This window comes from Acinetobacter sp. 226, from assembly GCF_048147925.1.
Lineage (GTDB): Bacteria > Pseudomonadota > Gammaproteobacteria > Pseudomonadales > Moraxellaceae > Acinetobacter > Acinetobacter pecorum.
Window position 1 is genome coordinate 23,730 of record NZ_JAYWYX010000004.1, and the last position, 20,251, is coordinate 43,980.

Genomic DNA, 20,251 nt, shown 5'->3' on the forward strand with positions numbered 1-20,251 from the left:
AAAGCAAAGCAGGAAATGTATAGATTTGAATTAAAGATATATTGACAAAAAGAGCAGCCGGAGCTGCTCTTTTATGTGCTTTAAGATTTAAGCTTTATTGTGATAGAACTTGTAGTAACTTGCATAACATAACGCGATAAATATCAGACAGCCTATGAAGCTGATCCGCATTGATGGATCAAAGACCATACTGATACAGGTAATAAAACAGAACACAAAGCCCAGGATTGGCACAATCGGGAACAATGGTGCAGCGAAGCCCAGTTCTTTGGCAGTATGACCTTGTTTATACCACTGACGACGGAAGTTGAACTGGCTTAAGCAGATACTCATCCAGACCACCACCATGGTAAACGCCGCGACGCCCAGCAAGTTGGTAAAGATAGTCTCTGGCGCAAACTGTTCAGACAATAAACCTGGCAATGCACCCAGCATAGTTACCATGACTGCAATATACGGTACACCGCGAGCATTGAGTCTTGAGAATATTGCAGGCAACTGTTTGCTATATGACAATGACCACATCATACGTGAAGCAGCAAACAGGCCCGAGTTGGCAGCAGACAGCAATGCAGTGATAATCACAAAACGGATGATATCTTCAGCATAAGGAATACCAATATGCTGAAATACTGTTACGAATGGACTGCTACTTACGCCTTCCGCAGCTAAGCCCGCTTCCTGATGCGGAAGTAAAGCTGTTACCACAATAATCGTACCTACAAAGAAAATTAATAAGCGGAAAATCGCAGTATTAATCGCTTTAGGAACATTTTTGGCAGGGTTTTCAGTCTCACCCGCAGCCACACCAATCAACTCGGTGCCAGAGAAGGCGAAGTTCACAATCAGCATCGTCGCAAAAATCGGGAACAGACCTTCAGGGAACCAGCCCTGTGCAGTCAGATTGGTAAATAAAGGAGCGGCTTCATATCCCTGATAGCCCAAAACACCAAATATGGCCAATAGGCCTAAAAGAATAAAAGCAACAACCGTGACCACTTTGACCAGTGCCAGCCAGAATTCGGATTCGGCAAACCAGCGGGTTGAAATCATATTTAGACTAAATACGAATACACCAAAGATAATGGTCCATAACCACATGGAAATATCCGGGAACCATTCCTGCATCAGCAAGGCAGCTGCAGTAAATTCAGTTCCGAGAGTGACCGACCACGTCAGCCAGTATAACCAGGTGATGGTATAGCCTGTACCTGGTCCGATATAACGTTTGGCATAAGCGCCAAATGAACCAGATTCTGGCATGTAGACGGCAAGTTCGCCCAAACATAGCATCACCATGTACGCGATAATACCGCCCAGGAGATAAGCGAGAATGGCACCTACAGGCCCCGTTTGTGCAATGACTTCACCCGACCCTAAAAATAGGCCTGTTCCGATTGCGCCACCCAGCGAAATCATGACCAGATGTCGTGTACTCATAGCGCGTTTTAAAGGCGCAGAATTGCCCTGATGCGTAGCATCATTCGGAGATGAGTGCATAGGAAATAAGAAATACTTCAAAGGAATGAAGCGAGCTATTGTAGTGAAAAACTACAAATCTGCAATCGAATAATAGTAATTTCGAATAAGGTCTGATCGTATGAGATCAATAGATGGCGTCCCTACGGGGATTCGAACCCCGGTTACCGCCGTGAAAGGGCGATGTCCTAGGCCTCTAGACGATAGGGACGTTGCGAGGTGATGCGTATATTAAGGATTAAGCCGGGTTTTGTCAAAAGGGTTTTTGCTAAAATTCATTTAACAGTTTAAACATTAGGCAAAACAAAAACTTTATTTTATTAAGATATTATTTTCTGAACAGATTTGCAGATTATAAAAAATAAACCCAATCGAAATTGGGTTTATTAAAGAGAGAAAAATCTCTATACCGAAGTCTAAAAATTAAGCTTTTTTATGATAGAGCCAGTAATAACTTGCATAACATGCCGCCATAAACAGTAAGCAGCCAATAAAACCGGACAGCATTTCAGGATCAGCCGCCATACTTAATCCCGTTGCGGTACAGCATACAAAACCTAAAATTGGTACAAGTGGAAACCATGGGGTACGGAATTTAAGATCAGACAGCGCATGACCAGATTTGAGCCACTGGCGACGGAAATTAAACTGGCTCCAACAAATGCTCATCCAGACAATGACCATAGTGAATGCGGCAACACCCATCAGGTTCTTAAAGATCACATCAGCACCGAACTGTTCAGACAGTAAGCCCGGTAAACCCCCAATCATGGTTACCCAAACTGCAATATAAGGCACACCTGATTTACTGACTTTGGCAAATATTCGGGGCAAATGATTTTTTGAAGAAAGTGCCCACATCATACGTGAAGCGGCATATAGGCCGGAGTTTGCAGTAGAAAGCAGGGCAGTGATAATCACAAAACGGATAAAGTCTTCTGCATAGGGAATACCCATCTGGGTAAATACCGATACAAATGGACTGCTACTCAGGCCACCATGACCACCGACTTGCAGACCTGCATCAGTATAAGATAGTAGTGAGCTGATAACGATAATGGTGCCGACAAAGAAAATAATCAGACGCCATACCGCAGCATGAATCGCCTTAGGTACATTTTTCTCGGGATTTTCAGTTTCACCTGCAGCGATTCCGATCATCTCGGTACCGTTAAAGGCAAAGTTTACGATCAGAAGGGTGGTAAATAGGGGAATCAAGCCATTCGGCAACCAGCCATGCTCGGTCAGATTGCTAAACAGTGGTGCAGATTCATAGCCTTGGAAGGGAATAAATCCAAAAATACACGCAAAACCCAGAATGATGAAAATCAATACAGTAGCGACTTTAATCATTGATAACCAGAATTCAGACTCGGCAAAGGTGCGGGTTGAACTCAGGTTGGACAACAGGACCCCGCCAGCAAAGATTAATGTCCATAACCAGATGGAAGTTTGCGGGAACCACTCCTGCATCAGAATGGCAGCGGCCGTAAATTCTGTACCCAAGGTCGCGGACCAACCCAACCAGTACATCCAGGACACCATATAGCCGGTACCCGGACCGATATAATTTGTGGCGAATGCACCAAAGGAGCCGGATACTGGCAAATGTACTGCCAGTTCACCCAGGCAGAGCATGACCATATAAGCGATCAGGCCACCAATAATATAGGCCAGTACGGCACCGAGCGGACCAGCTTGGGAAATCACTTCACCTGAGCCCATAAATAGCCCAGTACCAATCGCACCACCCAGAGAAAGCATGATCAGATGGCGTGTGCCCATGGCACGTTTTAACGACGGAGTTTGACCCTCAACAGACGAATGCTGTGAAGGTGGAGAGGGAGATTGCATAACTAAATCGAGAGAGGAGATTCAAAAGAGGTATTTTAGTTTTAATTATATGAAATATTATATAAATTGAAATTTCCCCATAAAGTTATTTTTTAATTTAAAAAATAAATCTTTGAAAAGATCTCTCAAAATTAGTGATCTGGAGTTTGATATTGCTCAGGCTGAGAGTTTTTATCTGGCGTTGTCACTGTCTCAGTCTCCGCAGTGTTGTTATCATCACGGTTGACGATATAGAGATATAGCGCGGATGGGGCTAAAATCAGTAAAACCAGTAAAATCTTTTTTAACATGACACAAAGGCACAATATGAAATCGCATTAATTATAGCCTAAGCAAATTAAAAAGAGCAGCAGCAGGTACCTATTCAGGCTCTAGAATTTAAAAGTGACATCTGCAATAAATTGGCGGCCAATTTGTGGATAGGCAACACCCGAATCCAGATAGAAATTATCACGATTCGTCACATTGTTAATCGTTAAACCTAAAATGGCTTTAAGGTCCTTATTTAAAGGAATATCATAGGTCGTCCGTACATCCCAGTAGAAGGTATTTTTGGTGGTGTATGGGGTATACATATCATATTGTTCATTATTTTTATCAGAATAACCTTTTGATATTTTCTTCATGGCATCCACTTTGCCTTGGTAACTGATGAAGTTATTAATGCTTAAAGGAATCCGGTCAAATTTAATATTCCAACCTAAACGTGTTGTCCAGGGAGTATTAAAGATTTCAGAGGGCTTATCTTCAGCATTGATCAATTTACCATCGTAGTAGATGATGGGTGTGCCGGTATAATACGCTGTGCTGTATGAGTCGAAGTTACGCTGGGTTTCAGTATAATCCGCATTTAGGCTGAATAAATGCTGTGTGCCAAATAACTTCAATGGGCTAATGTTAATCAGGCTTAAGGTATAAATATTAGATTCAGATTTGCCTTCATTATCATAAGTATAGCTAAAGCGATTGGTTGAAATGGCGGGATCTTTAACTGATTCTGTGCGGCGGATCTGGTTCTTATTTTTACGATTAACCCATTTTAGACCAATACGGCTATTTGCATATTCAGCATTGATTCCGAACATGGTTTCATCTGCATAAGGGCTATCAAGCTGCGAACGATAAGTAAAAGAACCGGCATATGCTTTTTCTTTCCAGTCGGCTGATAGGTTGTCACGTGTTTGGCGAATGATCAATAAACCTTTTTGATCTTGTAATTCATTATAAAAGGCATTTAAACCATAGTAGCGGTTCCAGCCAGTGGTAAAGGATAATTGTTCATTAGCAAAAGGTTTAAAAACAAATGAGCTACGTGGTGCAACATTATTATTTTTAGTTAAGCTGTCATAGTCTGCACGTAAGCCAAGTGTTGCAGTGAAGTATTTGTCCCATTGAATCTGATCCTGTAAAAATACATGCCAACGGTCTTGCTGTACCTCAGTTTTACCTGCCAAATAAGAGGTGCGATTTTTTAGAAACTGTCCGTCTTGGCCATTTCCTTCATCACATGCATCATATTTATGACCAGTATTTGAATAACAGCTGAGATTGGCAATATTTCCAGTCGCACTAGAATAAATGCTTGTTGTGACAGGACGTTTCCAATGAGCATTATAGTGTCCATATCCTCCGCCCATTTTGAACGTATGGGTCGTATGCTGGGTTTGAATGGGTTCAAATAATGCCTTAAGACTATATTCCAGTTTTTCTTCCTGCTGCTGAGTGCTTCCGAAGCTACCTTCAATTTGCATACCCGAGGACTTCCAGTTTTTGGTTGATGATTTCAACCAGGAAATATTATCTGTCGCACTTTTACGGTTTGCAGTCTGCGTTTGATAATTGGCTTGTTGCTCAAGTTCAACTGAATTCAATTTATTTTTTAAGTTGATATAGAAACTTTGGCTGTCTGATGTATGTGAGCTTTGGGAGTTATGAGTGGATGAAAGAAAATAGTCACCACTCGATTCCATAAATTGTGTGCCAATCTTTAAAACCGTATTGTCACTGGGAGTATAGAAAAACTCTATACCTGCATTGTTTGAACCTCGTTTTTGTTCATAAGAATCTGGGTTATCAATACTTGTTTTTAAAGGAATATCTGCACGGCGATATGAACCAAATGCATTTAAACCCAAACTTTCAGCAAGTTTGCCATATGACGTTGCACTGATCCCTTGACGTGTAAAGAAAGGTTGTTTGCTTTCACTGGTGGAATTTTCAAATTCTTCAGCTGCTTCTTTACTAGGGAAATTGATGTCTGACCAATGATCAGAAGTATAGTCATAGCTCAGGCTGCCATGAATTTTACCAATTTCGGTTTGGGGAACACAGGTTTCTGCACTGACTACGCCACCTGTGAACTCACCAAATTCGGCACCCACATTGCTATCAAGTAGGGTGATTTTACACAGCAGATCGGCATTAATTGTCACCGTTTGTGAACTTCCCATTATTTCATTCAGGGTATTACTTTTTGCGTCACTACCTGGATTAATATTGTTATTAATGCTGAGGCCATTGATCAAAAACTTATTATCGTAGGGTAGGCTGCCATTAATACTGATATCCGTCGCGTTGAGTTCGCCTTGCTGCAATCCACTACGTGCGTTTGAATCAAATTGTACATTCGGATTAACTTTTAATAATTCGGTGATGGTCTTAGAGCCATTTGGTATTTGCTGTATGTCCTCTTTATTGTAAACCGTTTTCCCCACCTCATTTTCTGTTTTAGCTTGAATCACAATGGTGGAAAACTTAACAGAAGCTTGTGATTTGACTTGTTCTGATTGATCGGATTTTTCAGCAAAAACAGTTGAACTCAATGCAGTTAAAACCGCAATAGAAAGTGGGGAATAAGCAAAACGCATGAGAGAGCTTGATTATGAGAAAGATAATGTAAGTAATTATCATTAACTTTGGTGTGGTAATCAATGAAAATGAGAATTATTTTCATTAATAAAATAATGAATGTTCATGAATTAATCAGCTTGAGGTGCTGGTACAAGATATATAAAGGAAGAGAAGAAGATAGATGGCGTCCCTACGGGGATTCGAACCCCGGTTACCGCCGTGAAAGGGCGATGTCCTAGGCCTCTAGACGATAGGGACGTTTAGAAGATGGCGGTATCTTATTGATCCGCCACCAGAGTGTCAAGCAGGTGAGGTGCGAGTTTGTTTAAAATATAGCAAAACAGTTCAGCGGTCTTCTGCGTATCATATAATGCAGAGTGAGCCTCTTTGCCATCAAACTCGATTCCGGCCTGAATACAGGATTTTGCCAGTACGGTCTGACCAAACATCACCGCACTTAAAGTCACTGTATCGAAGACAGAAAAACTATGAAACGGGTTCTGGTTTTTGGTTCCGGTACGGGCAATCGCGGCCTGAAGAAAACCTAAATCGAAATGTGCATTGTGTCCGACTAAAACCGCATGGGTACAGTTTTGCTGGCGACGTACTTCATTCACAGATTTAAAAATACGCTTAAGCGCAGTTTTTTCATCTTCAGCCATGGCGATTCGCATCGGATTAGAGGGATCGATCCCAATAAACTCCAGCGAACGGCGGTCGAGGTTTGCCCCTTCGAAAGGATTGATATGTGCATGGTAGGCTTGACCTGGCACAAATTGACCATCTTCATTATAAACAATCGGAATGGCCGCAATTTCCAGCAATGCATCAGTCTGTGCATTAAAACCTGCAGTCTCGACATCGACAACTACAGGTAAGAATCCACGAAAACGTTGACCAATGATTGGGAGAGTTTCATTTGTCACACTTTTCTCCATTGAATGGTTTTACCCGCATACAGAGGGATAATCTGTTCACCATCCAGGTAGTTTAAACTTTCAGGAATCACTTGATCTTCTTTGATCAGGGTAATAGTGCTGGTATTACGTGGCAGACCATAGAAATCTGCGCCAAAGTGGCTGGCAAAACCTTCCAGGCGTTCAATTTTACCCACCTGATCAAATGCCTGAGCATACAGCTCAATGGCAGTCGGCGCACTATAACATCCTGCACAGCCACACGCATTTTCTTTTGCATTTTTTGAATGTGGCGCGCTGTCTGTTCCCAAGAAAAATTTAGGATTACCGCTGGTTGCGACTTCCAGCAAAGTTTGCTGATGCGTTTGACGCTTTAAAATTGGCAAGCAGTAGAAATGCGGCTTGATCCCACCGACCAGCATGTCATTTCGGTTAAACAATAAATGTTGCGGGGTAATGGTTGCAGCGACATTCCGGTCTTGCTCGAGCACAAAATTTGCAGCCTCACTGGTGGTAATGTGTTCGAGTACCAGTTTTAGCTTGGGAAACTGTCTGAGTAAGGGAGCCAGCACTTCATCCAGGAAGCGCTTTTCACGGTCAAAAATATCCACATGATTATGCGTTACTTCACCATGCAGTAATAAAGGCACCTGGTGTTCTTCAAGCTGTTCAATTACGCCGTAGACCTTGCTCATATCGCTCACACCGCTATCGGAGTTGGTGGTCGCACCTGCAGGATAGAGCTTGATGGCATTGACATGCTCAGATTCTTTAATCTTCTTAACTTCGCTTGCCGGGGTGTTGTCAGTGAAATACAGCACCATACGTGGGTCGAAATTTACCCCTTCAGGCACATGGGCCATAATGCGTTCACGATAGGCATTGGCTTCCTCCACGGTTTTAACGGGTGGCACCAGGTTTGGCATGCAAATGGCGCGAGAAAACTGTTTGGCTAAATCGGGAACGGTACGTTGAAGTGCTAAACCATCACGCAGGTGAACGTGCCAGTCATCTGGCTGGAGAATCGTAATCGTATTCAAGGCAAATTCAGTCGAACAAATAAAGTGAATGATAATCCATCTATAGCAAAAATGGTAACGAGAAAGCGCTACAAAATAAGGGATATCTATAATTTAATTTCAAAAAGTATGTTATTTTAGAATTACTAAAAAAATTACATAAATACTTGGCAATGGAATACAAGTACAGTCTAGCGAAATTACAAGATAATAAAGAAGACATAGAAAAATTGATCACACGGCAAAGTCAGCGTGTAGGTCCGGTCTTCCCTCAAAATCTGGAACAAGAATTCTGGACAAAAAATCTGGAACGTGCCCGTAAACATGTCGAAAAATATGTTTGGGGCGGAGTATTGGCTTATTTTATTTTTTTAGTGGTGATCATTCCTACAGATTACTGGATTATCAGCAAAGAACATTTCGTACATGATTTTGTGTTGTGCATGCTGGGTCTCATCAATGGCTGCATCGCATTAACCCTCTTTTATATGTTTTCCTGTTTACCCAAAATCAGGCGGTTTTTCCCGCAGGCATCAATGTTGCTGGTATTTTGGATGCTGGTTTCAATTTCGTGTATTACCATGTCGATTAAAACTCCAGCTTTACAGCATCAGTCGATGGCGATTGTCACCATTATTTATATACTGGGATATGTTCTGACCGGTATCAAGCCTGTACAGATGTTGGTGACAGGACTGGCTGCAGCAGCTACCACGATTATTGCTTTATCAATCATGTCCATAGAATTTAGCCCCTTGGTTTTTGGGCGTATTCTGATTGGGAGTTGCTTGCTGGGTTATGTGATTAGTCATATGATTTTTGCACGTGAACGTGTGATTTTTCTCTATAGCATTCGTGCCAGAATCAGTGAGCAAATCCAGCGTATTCATACCACCGAATTATTACATTTAAGCCAGTATGATGAACTGACCAAGATTTCGAACCGACGGACCTTTGATGAGACACTGGAGGTCCATTTCGAACGTGCTCGCCGTGAGGAAACGGCTTTGGCGATTCTGTTTATTGATGTAGATTTCTTTAAAAATTACAATGATTTTTATGGACATCAGAAAGGTGATGACGTTATTTCAAGCATTGCTAAAACGATCAAGAATGCGATCCGGCATATGGACTTTGTCGCACGTTATGGTGGAGAAGAGTTTGTGGTCCTCTTGCCTGAAACAGATGCGCATGGCGCTTATGCCGTGGCTTCAAATATCTTTAAGGCGATTGACCGTCTGGAAATTCCCCATGAAAAATCCTCAGTTGCGAAACATATCACTATTAGTCTAGGTATTACTGTCTATCGTGGTGAGGATGATATTGATAAAGATGCCTTGTTGGGAATCGCGGATCAGGCGCTATATCGTGCCAAGCAGCTTGGACGCAATCAGATCTATTATCAGTCCATTCGATCAGTCAATTCAGATATCGTGAATGGTTAGAAATTCTAAACATCTATAATCACTATCATAAAAAACCGCGCTCAAGGCGCGGTTTTTTTGCTAAAGACAAAACTTAGTTTTTGTCTTTCAGCTGTGGTACTGCAGATGCTGTACCGACTGCGAGTAAACCCGTCTCTGTATAGATGCCCAGTTTCGCGCGAGTATCTGTAATATCCAGGTTACGCATGGTTAACTGGCCGATACGATCCATCGGCGAGAACATGGAATCACCTTTCTCCATAGTCAAACGCTCAGCTTCATAAGTGAGGTTAGGAGATTCAGTATTCATAATGGTGTAGTCATTACCGCGACGAAGTTCAAGCGTCACTGTACCGGTAACTGCTTTAGCGACCCAGCGCTGTGCAGTTTCACGCAGCATCAGCGCTTGAGAATCGAACCAGCGACCTTGGTAAAGCAGACGACCTAAACGTAAACCGTTAATACGATATTGTTCGATGGTATCTTCGTTATGAATACCGGTCACAAGACGTTCATAAGCAATATGAAGAAGTGCCATACCCGGAGCTTCGTAGATACCACGAGATTTCGCTTCGATAATACGGTTTTCAATCTGATCCGACATACCCAGACCATGACGGCCACCGATACGGTTTGCTTCAAGAATGAACTCAACTGGATCTTCGATACGTTGACCATTGATGGCCACAGGGAAGCCTTCTTCAAAAGTAATGGATACTTCTTCAGGTTTGATTTCTACTTCTTCTTTCCAGAACGCAACGCCCATGATTGGCTCAACGATTTTGATGCCTGCATTCAGGTATTCAAGATCTTTGGCTTCATGAGTCGCGCCTAACATGTTTGAATCTGTTGAATACGCTTTCTCTTTTGACATTTTGTAGTCAAAACCGTTGTCGATCAGGAACTGTGACATTTCTGCACGGCCGCCTAATTCGTCAATAAACGTCTGGTCTAACCAAGGCTTATAGATTTTAAGATTTGGGTTAGTCAACAAGCCATAACGATAGAAACGCTCAATGTCGTTACCTTTATAAGTAGAGCCGTCACCCCAGATGTTGACGTCATCTTCTTTCATGGCAGTAACCAGCATGGTGCCTGTAACTGCACGACCAAGCGGGGTCGTATTGAAGTAAGGAACACCACCGGTAGAAATGTGGAACGCGCCACATTGAATTGCTGCAATACCTTCTAATGCAAGCTGTAAACGGCAGTCGATTAAACGTGCTTTTACTGCGCCATAAGCTTCAGCTTTTTTTGGAATCGCATCGTAATCGTCTTCGTCTGGCTGACCCAAGTTAGCTGTGTAAGCATAAGGTTCAGCGCCTTTTTGTTTCATCCACAAAAGAGCAGCAGAAGTATCTAGACCACCAGAGAAGGCAATACCAACTTTTTTACCTACTGGGACATTCTGCAAGATAGTTGCATTATCAGACATTGTTCATCCTAATGATATGAAATAGGCACGCCAGAATTGGTGGCCTGAAAAAATACATATTGCATCAATTGTATCATTAATTTATTTAGGTTTGCTTTAGAAAAGAAAAACTCGTTTTAAAATCTCTATTCAATAGACTTAAATAATCATAAATCGCACAATTTTGACCAGAATTCTGCTAAAAAATTAAAAATTCGCTATATTCAGCACATAAAGTTAAAAAATCAGATAAATGAGGAATAAAATCATGGCGTCTCCTATTCCACCATTACCTAATTTAAATCCCAAAACCAGGAATGAAACGCTGGCCCTGTTGCATGGGATTTATGCCGGTTTGCTGGTTTTTAGTACGATTGCTTTTTTATATCTGGAATATCAGCAATCCACGATTTCCATGCTGAGTCTTGGAATGATCCTACTACTTTTGTTGATACTGATTGTTTTAAATATACAAGCCTGTCTCAAGGTGAAGCAAGGGAATGGTTCAGGGCGGACATTATCCAGAGTGATGGCAATCCTCATGCTGTTCAGTTTTCCGATTGGGACAGTATTGGGTGCGATTGCATTATGGAAATCCAGTGCAAGGCAATGGCAGCAATAATTTAATTGCGAAGGTTCGATATAAATATGCCACCAATTGGTATTTGTGCCTGAGAATGCAGACCTGATAGTCATAAAAAGCCCCTAAAAATCAGTTAAAGTACCTTTATGAGATTTAAGCTATTAGCCAAATAAAAATCAGGGATATGTTATGACTACGACGCGCTATGCCAATATTTTAAAACCACTTCATCTGGGTTTCACCACCATTAAAAACCGGGTGGTAATGGGATCGATGCATACTGGTCTGGAAGATCGTTTTTATAATTATCCTAAACTGGCAGCTTATTTTGGCGAACGTGCAAAGGGTGGTGTGGGTCTGCTGATTACAGGTGGAATATCGCCAAACCGTCAAGGCTGGTTGTTGCCGGCGGGCGGTACCATGAATACCTTGGGCGATATTGCACCGCACCGCTTGGTGACGCATGCAGTTCATAAGCATGGCGCCAAAATTCTTTTACAGATTCTGCATGCCGGACGTTATGGCTATCAGCCTTTTGTGGTTTCAGCCAGTCCGATTAAATCGCCAATTTCTCCTTTTAAACCGCGTGAAATGTCAGATAAACAGATCCTGAATACTATTCAGGATTATGTGAAAACTGCCAGCATTGCCAAAAAAGCCGGCTATGATGGCGTGGAAATCATGGGTTCTGAAGGCTATTTGCTGAATCAGTTTTTAAGTCGTCATGTCAATCAGCGTACTGACCGTTGGGGCGGCCCGATTGAAAACCGGATGCGTTTTGCCGTAGAAATTGTTAAAGCGATTCGCGCTGAAATTGGTGAGAAATTTATTATCTGTTTCCGTTTGTCGCTTCTCGATTTGGTGCATGATGGCAATACTATGCAGGAAGTGATTACCGTAGCTAAAGCATTGGAAAAGGCCGGAATTACTTTACTTAATACCGGTATTGGCTGGCATGAAGCGCGTATTCCGACTATTGTCACTTCTGTGCCGCGAGCAGCTTTTGTCGATTACACCGCTGAAGTCAAAAAACATGTTTCGGTGCCAGTGATTGCGTCTAACCGCATCAATATGCCAGACACTGCCGAAGCGATTCTGGCTTCCGGTCAGGCAGATATGGTACAGATGGCACGTCCGCTTTTGGCAGATGCGTTCTGGGTCAATAAAACTGCAACCAATCGTGTTGATGAAATCAATACCTGTATTGCCTGTAATCAGGCCTGTCTGGATCATACCTTTAAAAACCAGCGGGCAACTTGTCTGGTCAATCCACGTGCCGGTTATGAAACCGAACTGGTCTATGTCAAAACCAAAAAACCAAAAAGTATTGCAGTGATTGGCGGAGGAGTTGCGGGTTTATCAGCAGCCACAGTCGCTGCCAGCCGTGGCCATGATGTGACGCTATTTGAAGCCAGTCACGAAGTAGGCGGGCAGTTTAACCTGGCTAAAGTGATTCCGGGGAAAGAGGAATTTCACGAAACAATTCGCTATTTTAAGGTGCAACTGGAAAAAACCGGAGTAGATGTACGTTTAAATACGCGGGTAAACCGCGAGCAGTTGGAGCGTGAAGGTTTTGATGAAGTGATTGTGGCTACAGGTGTCGTGCCACGTGCCTTGAATATCGAAGGCAGTCAGGCACCACAAGTCTTGTCTTATGCAGAAGTGCTACGTGGAGCACCTGTCGGTGATCGTGTTGCGGTCATTGGCGCAGGCGGGATCGGTTTTGATGTGTCCGAGTTTTTATTAAAGCCACCGCATCAGATACAGCCGCAACCTGTAGATGAATGGAAGCGAGAGTGGGGTGTAGATTCCCAACCAGATTATGTGACTGAAGGTGGGTTACAGCGAGCTGAAGTAGAACCTCCGGTACGGGAAATTTATCTGTTACAGCGTAAAAAAACACCACTTGGTGCAGGGCTGGGCAAGACTTCAGGCTGGGTACATCGTGCCCAGTTAAAAAAACATGCAGTACGTATGTTGCGCGGTGTGCAATATAAATCTGTTACCGATGAAGGTTTATGGATTGAGGTCGATGGTCATGCTCAATTATTACGTGTGGATAGCATTGTGGTATGTGCAGGCCAAGAATCGGTGAAGGATCTGATGCCGCTTAACGGGGAAAATACCTTGGCGCAGTATCATATTATTGGCGGTGCAAAACTGGCAGCTGAACTGGATGCCAAGCGTGCTATTCGTGAAGGAGCGGAATTGGCAGCAAAATTGTAGCGATTTGATGAAACTATATGCAGTTGATTGCATTCACTGTAATTTTCACTTGTCAGTCGGATAAAAGCTCCGTATTATTGCGCACATGGAAGCGTGGCAGAGCGGTTTAATGCACCGGTCTTGAAAACCGACGAGGGTGTGAGTCCTCCGTGAGTTCGAATCTCACCGCTTCCGCCAGATTTTAAAACCCCAGTCGAAAGATTGGGGTTTTTTATTACTTTAAAATTTTAATAGCATGCTGGAAAATAAACGGGATTCGAAGAAAACCACCATTTAAAAAATCAATAATTTATAAATAGATATTTTTCAAGCATGTACTTCAATCTTGATCAGAGCCAAAGCAATTCTTTCCACATGTTGGTAAGCCGGCTGCTCTAGCTCTTCACCAAAGATATCCGGGTCAATTTCTTCATAGGACCAGATTATATTTTGATGCTGTTTCATCGAATCTTTAAGATGCTGCAAAAATAGATTGCCATGTTCAGTCACGGTCACACCGGTATATAGGAATAAACGTCCACCAGAATTCAGCCGTTGTATACCTTCTTTTATAATCCTGAATGATAAATCACCGCCATCCAGTTTATTACCGCCATGCCGGTATTGACGTTGATCCGGATCAATCAAATACGGCGGATTAGCAAAAATTAGGTCAAAATTCCCCTCAAGATTAGAAAATAAATTACTTTGAACCGGATGAATATGGTTTAAGCCGGCAAAACTGATATTAATCTGGCTATAGAGCAAAGCTTTGGGATTCAGATCAGCAACCATGATTTCATTATTATCTGGAAAATGTCTGGCGAGGCTGATCGCAGCTGCTGACGTACCACAGCATATTTCTACGGCCCGTTTAAAAGGATGAGGCTGAGTGGCTAGATATTGCTTAAGATGATAGACAAAGCGATAAGTATCCGGACCAAAAAATACTGCATCCTGCTGAGTGGTGGGAAAAGCAGAATGAATAAAGAGTTCATTATCAAGTGAAGAAACCCGAACCTGACTCAAGTATTGGCCTTGCTGTAGCTGTAGAAGTTGATGTTCTTGCAATAATTCAAACAGGACGGGATCAAGATCAGTTTTCTTGAAACCTAGATTCCAGCCAAAGATATCCTGAAGGGTTCTATGCTTATAAATTTCATTCTTTTTTCGCTCCAGAATTCGCTGATGTGAAAGCGGGGTAATGGTTGTAAAGTGATAATCTTGTTCTTTTAAAAAGGCTAATAAATAAAGCAAAGCTTGTTGTTGGCTGTTTTGAATCTCTAAAATCTGGTTCATACCGATATGCTCTTCTATTTATTTAACCTAGATGAAAAGGTCAATTCACTTTATGCCTATAAAAGACAATATCAAACTAGTCATGAATGATCAAAGCTATACAGCGTTTGATTTCCTGGAAATAGATCAGTTTATATTCACCTAAATAGTGCTGTGGTTAGGTAAAAATGTGATGAGAATTGGTTGGATTTGTATAGGTAGTAGGCATAATTTTCTTAGTGAGGAAACCTTATAATGATTCTGCGAACTTATATTTCTTATTCATTATTCTATGGATAAAAAAGGCTATTCATCAAAATGATCAATAGCCTTTGTAGAGGGAGCCTTATTAAAAGCTTAGTTTGGTACTTCAGGTAAGTCAAACCAGATGACTTGCGCATCTTCACTTGCTTTAATTTCGGAGTCTTCCAGAAAAGCAATTGCACCACCCGCCTTAACTGTATGTTCTGCAATCTCGACAGTACCAGAAACCACATGTACATAATTAATATGCTGGGTTGCTTTGACTTCCAGGCTCTGGCCTCGCTGAATTACCGCAGTTTTGACTTCGGCATTCTGACGAATATGCATCGGTGCATTGTCATTTGGACCACAAATCAAATGCCACTGGTTGGGTTGCTCATGGGGATCAAGACGAATTTGCTGATAGTTCGGTTTGGCATTACGTTCATTGGGAATAATCCAGATCTGTAACAGATGGACCTGTTCATCACCCTGGTTCATTTCACTATGTCGTACACCTGTTCCGGCGCTCATGAGTTGCCATTCACCCGCAGAGATTCCGCCATGATTGCCCATGCTGTCCTGATGGGTAATGGTTCCTTTTAGCACGCAGGTCAGGATTTCCATATTGTCATGCGGATGTGTGCCAAAACCCTGATGACCATCGATCAGATCATCATTAATCACGCGTAAGGCACTGACTCCCATGTAGTTCGGGTTATACCAGTTACCAAATGAGAAGCTGTGTTTAGACTCCAGCCAGCCCATTTTTACATGACCACGATTTTCACTCGGATGTAGAAAAGCTTTCATGATTTAATCTCGATATTATTTTAAACTTGAGATCATCATACTGTCGTTTTAAAACTGAAAAAATCTCAAATAGGCGACAGATCATTGCATTTTTGCAACGACACAGCTCAAAGCAAAAACTCAGGAATAAAAAAGCCCGCTCAAAAGCAGGCTATTCTATTTTAACCGGTAGAGCGGTCATTATTCTAGGAAACGGACCGTCACACCAGATTTCACTTTACGGCCTAAGTCATTGGCATCCCAGTTGGTTAGACGGATACAGCCATGCGATGCAGTTTTAGAAATTGCAGACGGGTTTGGCGTACCGTGAATACCAAAGGATTTTTTACTTAAACCAATCCAGATATTGCCGACCGGACCATTTGGACCAGGTGGTAAAGATAACGGTTTCTTGTTATTGCCCTGAACAAAGTTGCTTGGTGAGTAGCTATACCATGGGTTTGGAGCTACTCCAGTCACTTTATAAGTACCGGTAGGAGATGGAGTGTCCGAACTACCAATAGTGGCAGGGAAAGAGCCGATCATCTGGTTACGGTTATTAAATAAATATAACTGTTTGGCACCTTTATGCGCCACAATTAAATGGATGTCTTCAGGAACTTCGTTACGGATATTGGCAACAATCAGTTTTTCCCCGGCTTTTTTAAAGGTCGCTTTCGGATTTAACTTTTTCAAAAAGTCTTCATCCATATGGAACTTTTCGCCCAACATTTCAGATACACGGGTGTAATACAGGCCTTTCATTTTAGCCTGCAAGGCGTAATCATGCGGAATAGACTGGGCATATGGACCTTTCAGGTCATCCTCAGTGATGGTGTATTCAACAAAGGCAGGTTTAGAGCCCTGTTTTGCTACCAGCGCATCCCAGGTTTCTTTAGTCAGTGTGCCAGTAGGCTTGATGCCGTTCATTTGCTGGAAAGAAGCAATCGCTTTCAGCGTATTTTTACCGCTGGTACCATCAATTGCACCTGGAGAAGCATGTGCATTATTCAGCATGACATGAGCACGTGCATAGACAGGAAATTGACCTTTACCGATATTTTCATACCATTCCGCATTATTAAGACCGTCTAAGGTCCAGGAAGCTTTGGCTGCAGCCGAGCTGGCTGGAGTTTTACTGGTTGGAGCGGCGCCAATATCAGCAGTCTGGTCTTCAGTATTTTGTAGTACATTCAGAGCGTCAGAAGCTTTCTTCAGGTCTTGTTGTTCTTGGGCAGTAATTCTGGTTTCAGCCTGGGCTGCCGAAGCTTCAGTCGCCAAAGGATCAATCGGATCCTGTACTGAAACATCAGTTACTACTTGGGGGTTTAATGGTTGTTCAGCAGTAGACGCAGCGAAAACAGTACCTGCGAAAATGCAACCTAGACTCACAGCGAGCATTGTGCGAACGAACATGTAACTCAACCTTAAAATATTTCTTAACTATGTGAAAAAACACTATAAGTATTACAGAAAAAATGTGGAGATGCAGTAGTTGTTTTGTGTAATTGATCACATTTGATCACGACATATGATCGGTTTTAAAAGTCGGCAGAAGTTATTAAAACTGTAGCCTTTTTGCTATGATGTCGGCAATGTCAAAGAAAGATGGGAATGTGAATGACGACCTTAAAAAATGATCGTTTTCTGCGCGCACTGTTGCGTGAGCCTGTAGATGCTACACCCGTATGGATGATGCGTCAGGCTGGCCGTTATTTACCAGAATATCGTGAAACACGTGCCAAAGCTGGAGATTTCCTGTCTCTTTGCAAAAATACAGAATTTGCCTGTGAAGTGACCTTACAGCCTTTGCGCCGTTATGATCTGGATGCTGCGATTTTATTCTCAGATATCTTGACGGTTCCGGACGCTCTGGGATTGGGACTGTATTTTGAAGCCGGGGAGGGTCCTAAGTTTCATAAAACTGTACGTACCGAGCAGGATGTCGCAAACCTGCCTGCATTTAATGCCAAGTCCGATCTCGACTATGTGATGAATGCAGTTTCGACCATTCGTTCAGCCTTGGGTGGTCAGGTGCCTCTGATTGGTTTCTCGGGAAGCCCTTGGACTTTAGCGACATATATGGTCGAAGGCGGTTCAAGCAAAGATTTCCGGTTTACCAAACAGATGATGTATGCGCAGCCTGAAGTTTTGCATGCTTTACTGGACCGTCTGGCTGATGCAGTCACTGAGTATTTGAATGCGCAGATTGATGCGGGTGCGCAAGCGGTACAGATCTTTGATAGTTGGGGTGGGGCATTAGCACATCGTGAGTATATCGAGTTCTCGCTGAACTATATGCAGAAGATTGTCGCTGGCCTGCAACGTGAGAAAGACGGTCGCAAGATTCCGGTGATTCTGTTTACCAAAGGTGGTGGTCAGTGGCTGGAACCGATGGTTACCACAGGTGCAGATGCATTTGGACTGGACTGGACGACACCATTGAATGTTGCTCGTCAGACCATTGCTGGACGTGCAGCACTTCAGGGTAATCTGGATCCTGCCACTTTATATGGTTCATCAGAAACCATCATGAAAGCGACCAAAGCCATGCTGGACGATGCCTATGCCAATGGGGAAAAAACCGGTTATGTCGCCAATCTGGGGCATGGTATTACCCAATGGGTCGATCCGGCCAAGCCTAAGGTATTTATTGATACCGTACATGAGTACAGTGCTAAATATTTTTAGGATGTGAACTTTGATTGACCTACTTAAATCAGGGTTTGAATTTACCTATAAGGCAGCTTCGGCTGCCTTATTTGGGATTTTACTCCTGCTGGCTTTTGCGCTGACCGCTTCTATGGGCAGTGATCGTTTTTTTGGTTTTTACCGCTATGACTATTTACTGTTTTTTGCCCTGATCATTCAGGTATTGCTGCTCTATACCAAACTTGAATCCTGGGCTGAAGCTAAAGTCATTGCCCTGTTTCATCTCATGGCTATGGTCATGGAAATTTTTCTGACCCATCCAGCAATTGCATCCTGGCATTACCCTCAACCTGCAGTCTTTAAAATTATGACTGTGCCTTTATTTGCCGGTTTTATGTATTCTGCGGTTGGCAGTTTTTTTGCCCGTTCTTTGCGCTTATATCAGGTGTCATTCGAAAAGTTACCGCGTTTTAGTCATATGCTGGCTCTGGCAGTCTTGTCTTATATCAACTTTATGAGCAAGTTTTTTATTCCCGACTATCGGGTGATTTTATTTGTCTGGAGCGTGGTCATGTTCTGGAAAACCAAAATCCGCTTTCAGCTGAATCAGCATGCTTTTCAGTTGCCGATGCTACCAGTCCTGCTGATTCTGGCATTTGTTATCTGGATTGCCGAGAATATCAGCACCTTTTACCAGATCTGGCTCTATCCAAGCCAGGTAGAAAAATGGCATATGGTGGGATGGGGCAAACTCGGGTCCTGGTATCTGTTGTTATTGCTGAGTCTGGTGTTGGTATTGAAAATCTTGGGACAGCGTAATTCGCAAGGCAATTGGACGCTCAAAGCGCAGTAAAATTATTCAGGTTATGTTTATGTAAAGCATGTATTTTTTCGATTGCGCCAAACTTGACTTATCGCTACTCTGCTCAGTATGTAATTTAAATTACATAATTAGAGTAATAACAAAGATTGCATGAGAATAATCGGAGAATAAATATGTTGAAAAAAATTATGCTCGCTGTGGTTTTGGCAACGGGTTCTGGTATGGCGATGGCGGATAACGATGTCGGTTGTGGTATCGGTAGTCAGGTCTGGGCGGGCCAGTCAGGCATTATTCCTAAGCTACTTGCAGGTACGACTAACGTTCTGTTTACGAATCAGTGGCTCGGGATTACTTTTGGTACTCTAGGATGTAGTCAAGGTGGTACTGTAACTGCTCAAGTGGTGACCTTTACCAATGAAAATGCTGAAGCACTGGCACGTGATATGGCGGTTGGCGAAGGTGAAAGCTTGAATGTACTGGCAGAACTACTTAATATCAAGTCTGAAGATAAAGCACGTTTCTTTAGCGTTTCCAAGCAAAATTTTTCTGAAATCTATTCTGCGCACAACCAGAATACCTTACAGGTTTTAAACACCTTACAAACCGTGATGGCCAAAGATGAAGTCTTAAAAGCTTACATCTGATCCACACCATAAAAACCCTGCTGTTCTGGCAGGGTTTTCTTATGATTAAAAGAAATTGATGAGAATAAGTTAAC

16 protein-coding genes and 3 tRNA genes are annotated in these 20,251 nt (G+C 42.6%); 7 read left to right on the forward strand and 12 right to left on the reverse strand.

The genetic code is table 11. From position 1 onward, the window contains the following. Positions 1 to 87: 87 nt before the first annotated feature. The 8 genes from VXP95_RS02270 to pyrC form a co-directional block, all read right to left on the reverse strand. Positions 88 to 1,500, reverse strand: a complete 1,413-nt coding sequence (locus VXP95_RS02270) for an amino acid permease (RefSeq protein WP_416711313.1) — start codon at positions 1,498 to 1,500, stop codon at positions 88 to 90. Between the two features lie 114 nt (positions 1,501 to 1,614). After that, positions 1,615 to 1,690, reverse strand: a tRNA-Glu gene (locus tag VXP95_RS02275). A 212-nt stretch (positions 1,691 to 1,902) separates the two neighbouring features. Then, on the reverse strand, positions 1,903 to 3,333 hold the full coding sequence (locus tag VXP95_RS02280; protein ID WP_416711315.1) for an amino acid permease: 1,431 nt from the start codon (positions 3,331 to 3,333) through the stop codon (positions 1,903 to 1,905). A gap of 131 nt (positions 3,334 to 3,464) precedes the next feature. Beyond that, positions 3,465 to 3,623, reverse strand: a complete 159-nt coding sequence (locus VXP95_RS02285) for a hypothetical protein (RefSeq protein WP_416705212.1) — start codon at positions 3,621 to 3,623, stop codon at positions 3,465 to 3,467. A gap of 81 nt (positions 3,624 to 3,704) precedes the next feature. Then, positions 3,705 to 6,200, reverse strand: coding sequence for a TonB-dependent receptor plug domain-containing protein (locus tag VXP95_RS02290; protein ID WP_416711316.1), 2,496 nt, complete (start codon positions 6,198 to 6,200; stop codon positions 3,705 to 3,707). Between the two features lie 165 nt (positions 6,201 to 6,365). Then, positions 6,366 to 6,441, reverse strand: a tRNA-Glu gene (locus VXP95_RS02295). A 20-nt stretch (positions 6,442 to 6,461) separates the two neighbouring features. After that, entirely contained in the window at positions 6,462 to 7,121 is a 660-nt protein-coding gene (gene rnt / locus VXP95_RS02300) for a ribonuclease T (RefSeq protein ID WP_034438210.1), read from the reverse strand. Continuing rightward, entirely contained in the window at positions 7,106 to 8,140 is a 1,035-nt protein-coding gene (gene pyrC, locus VXP95_RS02305; RefSeq protein WP_416705214.1) for a dihydroorotase, read from the reverse strand. Before pyrC ends, rnt begins: the two co-directional genes overlap by 16 nt. Before the next feature lie 152 nt (positions 8,141 to 8,292). Between pyrC and VXP95_RS02310 the strand changes: the two genes are divergently transcribed. After that, positions 8,293 to 9,564, forward strand: a complete 1,272-nt coding sequence (locus VXP95_RS02310) for a GGDEF domain-containing protein (RefSeq protein WP_416711318.1) — start codon at positions 8,293 to 8,295, stop codon at positions 9,562 to 9,564. A gap of 73 nt (positions 9,565 to 9,637) precedes the next feature. Here the strand turns inward: VXP95_RS02310 and argG are convergent, their stop codons facing one another. Beyond that, complete coding sequence (gene argG, locus VXP95_RS02315; RefSeq protein WP_416679927.1) at positions 9,638 to 10,978, reverse strand: argininosuccinate synthase; 1,341 nt, start codon at positions 10,976 to 10,978, stop codon at positions 9,638 to 9,640. Positions 10,979 to 11,225: 247 nt separating this feature from the next. Here argG and VXP95_RS02320 point away from each other — a divergent pair, with 247 nt between their 5' ends. From VXP95_RS02320 to VXP95_RS02330, 3 genes are all read left to right on the forward strand, one after another. Further along, positions 11,226 to 11,579, forward strand: a complete 354-nt coding sequence (locus VXP95_RS02320; RefSeq protein ID WP_416711320.1) for a hypothetical protein — start codon at positions 11,226 to 11,228, stop codon at positions 11,577 to 11,579. 150 nt (positions 11,580 to 11,729) lie between these two features. Then, positions 11,730 to 13,766 (forward strand): FAD-dependent oxidoreductase, encoded by a 2,037-nt coding sequence (locus tag VXP95_RS02325; protein WP_416711322.1) that lies wholly within the window; start codon positions 11,730 to 11,732, stop codon positions 13,764 to 13,766. 87 nt (positions 13,767 to 13,853) lie between these two features. Further along, positions 13,854 to 13,943 (forward strand) — tRNA-Ser (locus tag VXP95_RS02330). A 129-nt stretch (positions 13,944 to 14,072) separates the two neighbouring features. Here VXP95_RS02330 and VXP95_RS02335 read toward each other — a convergent pair. The 3 genes from VXP95_RS02335 to VXP95_RS02345 all read right to left on the reverse strand — a co-directional run bounded on the left by VXP95_RS02335 (position 14,073) and on the right by VXP95_RS02345 (position 17,474). Then, positions 14,073 to 15,044 carry a methyltransferase gene (locus tag VXP95_RS02335; RefSeq protein WP_416711324.1) on the reverse strand — a complete coding sequence of 324 codons (972 nt, stop codon included), beginning with the start codon at positions 15,042 to 15,044 and terminating at the stop codon, positions 14,073 to 14,075. Between the two features lie 336 nt (positions 15,045 to 15,380). Next, positions 15,381 to 16,079 (reverse strand): pirin family protein, encoded by a 699-nt coding sequence (locus tag VXP95_RS02340; RefSeq protein WP_416705218.1) that lies wholly within the window; start codon positions 16,077 to 16,079, stop codon positions 15,381 to 15,383. 180 nt (positions 16,080 to 16,259) lie between these two features. Continuing rightward, positions 16,260 to 17,474 (reverse strand): L,D-transpeptidase family protein, encoded by a 1,215-nt coding sequence (locus VXP95_RS02345; protein ID WP_064095546.1) that lies wholly within the window; start codon positions 17,472 to 17,474, stop codon positions 16,260 to 16,262. Positions 17,475 to 17,678: 204 nt separating this feature from the next. On the opposite strand from VXP95_RS02345, the gene hemE reads away from it, so the two are divergent. From hemE to VXP95_RS02360, 3 genes are all read left to right on the forward strand, one after another. After that, positions 17,679 to 18,749 carry a uroporphyrinogen decarboxylase gene (gene hemE / locus VXP95_RS02350; RefSeq protein WP_064095545.1) on the forward strand — a complete coding sequence of 357 codons (1,071 nt, stop codon included), beginning with the start codon at positions 17,679 to 17,681 and terminating at the stop codon, positions 18,747 to 18,749. 10 nt (positions 18,750 to 18,759) lie between these two features. Then, a complete protein-coding gene (locus VXP95_RS02355; protein WP_416679933.1) occupies positions 18,760 to 19,563 on the forward strand; it encodes a DUF817 family protein in 804 nt (267 codons plus the stop codon). Between the two features lie 143 nt (positions 19,564 to 19,706). Next, a complete protein-coding gene (locus tag VXP95_RS02360) occupies positions 19,707 to 20,177 on the forward strand; it encodes a DUF3015 family protein (protein WP_064095543.1) in 471 nt (156 codons plus the stop codon). The last annotated feature ends 74 nt before the right edge of the window (positions 20,178 to 20,251 follow it).

Excerpts from the sequence above, each read along its gene's own strand:
- VXP95_RS02270 (WP_416711313.1), bottom strand. The coding sequence starts at position 1,500 with ATGCACTCATCTCCGAATGATGCTACGCATCAGGGCAATTCTGCGCCT.
- VXP95_RS02280 (WP_416711315.1), bottom strand. The coding sequence starts at position 3,333 with ATGCAATCTCCCTCTCCACCTTCACAGCATTCGTCTGTTGAGGGTCAA.
- VXP95_RS02285 (WP_416705212.1), bottom strand. The coding sequence starts at position 3,623 with ATGTTAAAAAAGATTTTACTGGTTTTACTGATTTTAGCCCCATCCGCG.
- VXP95_RS02290 (WP_416711316.1), bottom strand. The coding sequence starts at position 6,200 with ATGCGTTTTGCTTATTCCCCACTTTCTATTGCGGTTTTAACTGCATTG.
- rnt (WP_034438210.1), bottom strand. The coding sequence starts at position 7,121 with ATGGAGAAAAGTGTGACAAATGAAACTCTCCCAATCATTGGTCAACGT.
- VXP95_RS02310 (WP_416711318.1), top strand. The coding sequence starts at position 8,293 with ATGGAATACAAGTACAGTCTAGCGAAATTACAAGATAATAAAGAAGAC.
- argG (WP_416679927.1), bottom strand. The coding sequence starts at position 10,978 with ATGTCTGATAATGCAACTATCTTGCAGAATGTCCCAGTAGGTAAAAAA.
- VXP95_RS02320 (WP_416711320.1), top strand. The coding sequence starts at position 11,226 with ATGGCGTCTCCTATTCCACCATTACCTAATTTAAATCCCAAAACCAGG.
- VXP95_RS02325 (WP_416711322.1), top strand. The coding sequence starts at position 11,730 with ATGACTACGACGCGCTATGCCAATATTTTAAAACCACTTCATCTGGGT.
- VXP95_RS02335 (WP_416711324.1), bottom strand. The coding sequence starts at position 15,044 with ATGAACCAGATTTTAGAGATTCAAAACAGCCAACAACAAGCTTTGCTT.
- VXP95_RS02340 (WP_416705218.1), bottom strand. The coding sequence starts at position 16,079 with ATGAAAGCTTTTCTACATCCGAGTGAAAATCGTGGTCATGTAAAAATG.
- VXP95_RS02345 (WP_064095546.1), bottom strand. The coding sequence starts at position 17,474 with ATGTTCGTTCGCACAATGCTCGCTGTGAGTCTAGGTTGCATTTTCGCA.
- hemE (WP_064095545.1), top strand. The coding sequence starts at position 17,679 with ATGACGACCTTAAAAAATGATCGTTTTCTGCGCGCACTGTTGCGTGAG.
- VXP95_RS02360 (WP_064095543.1), top strand. The coding sequence starts at position 19,707 with ATGTTGAAAAAAATTATGCTCGCTGTGGTTTTGGCAACGGGTTCTGGT.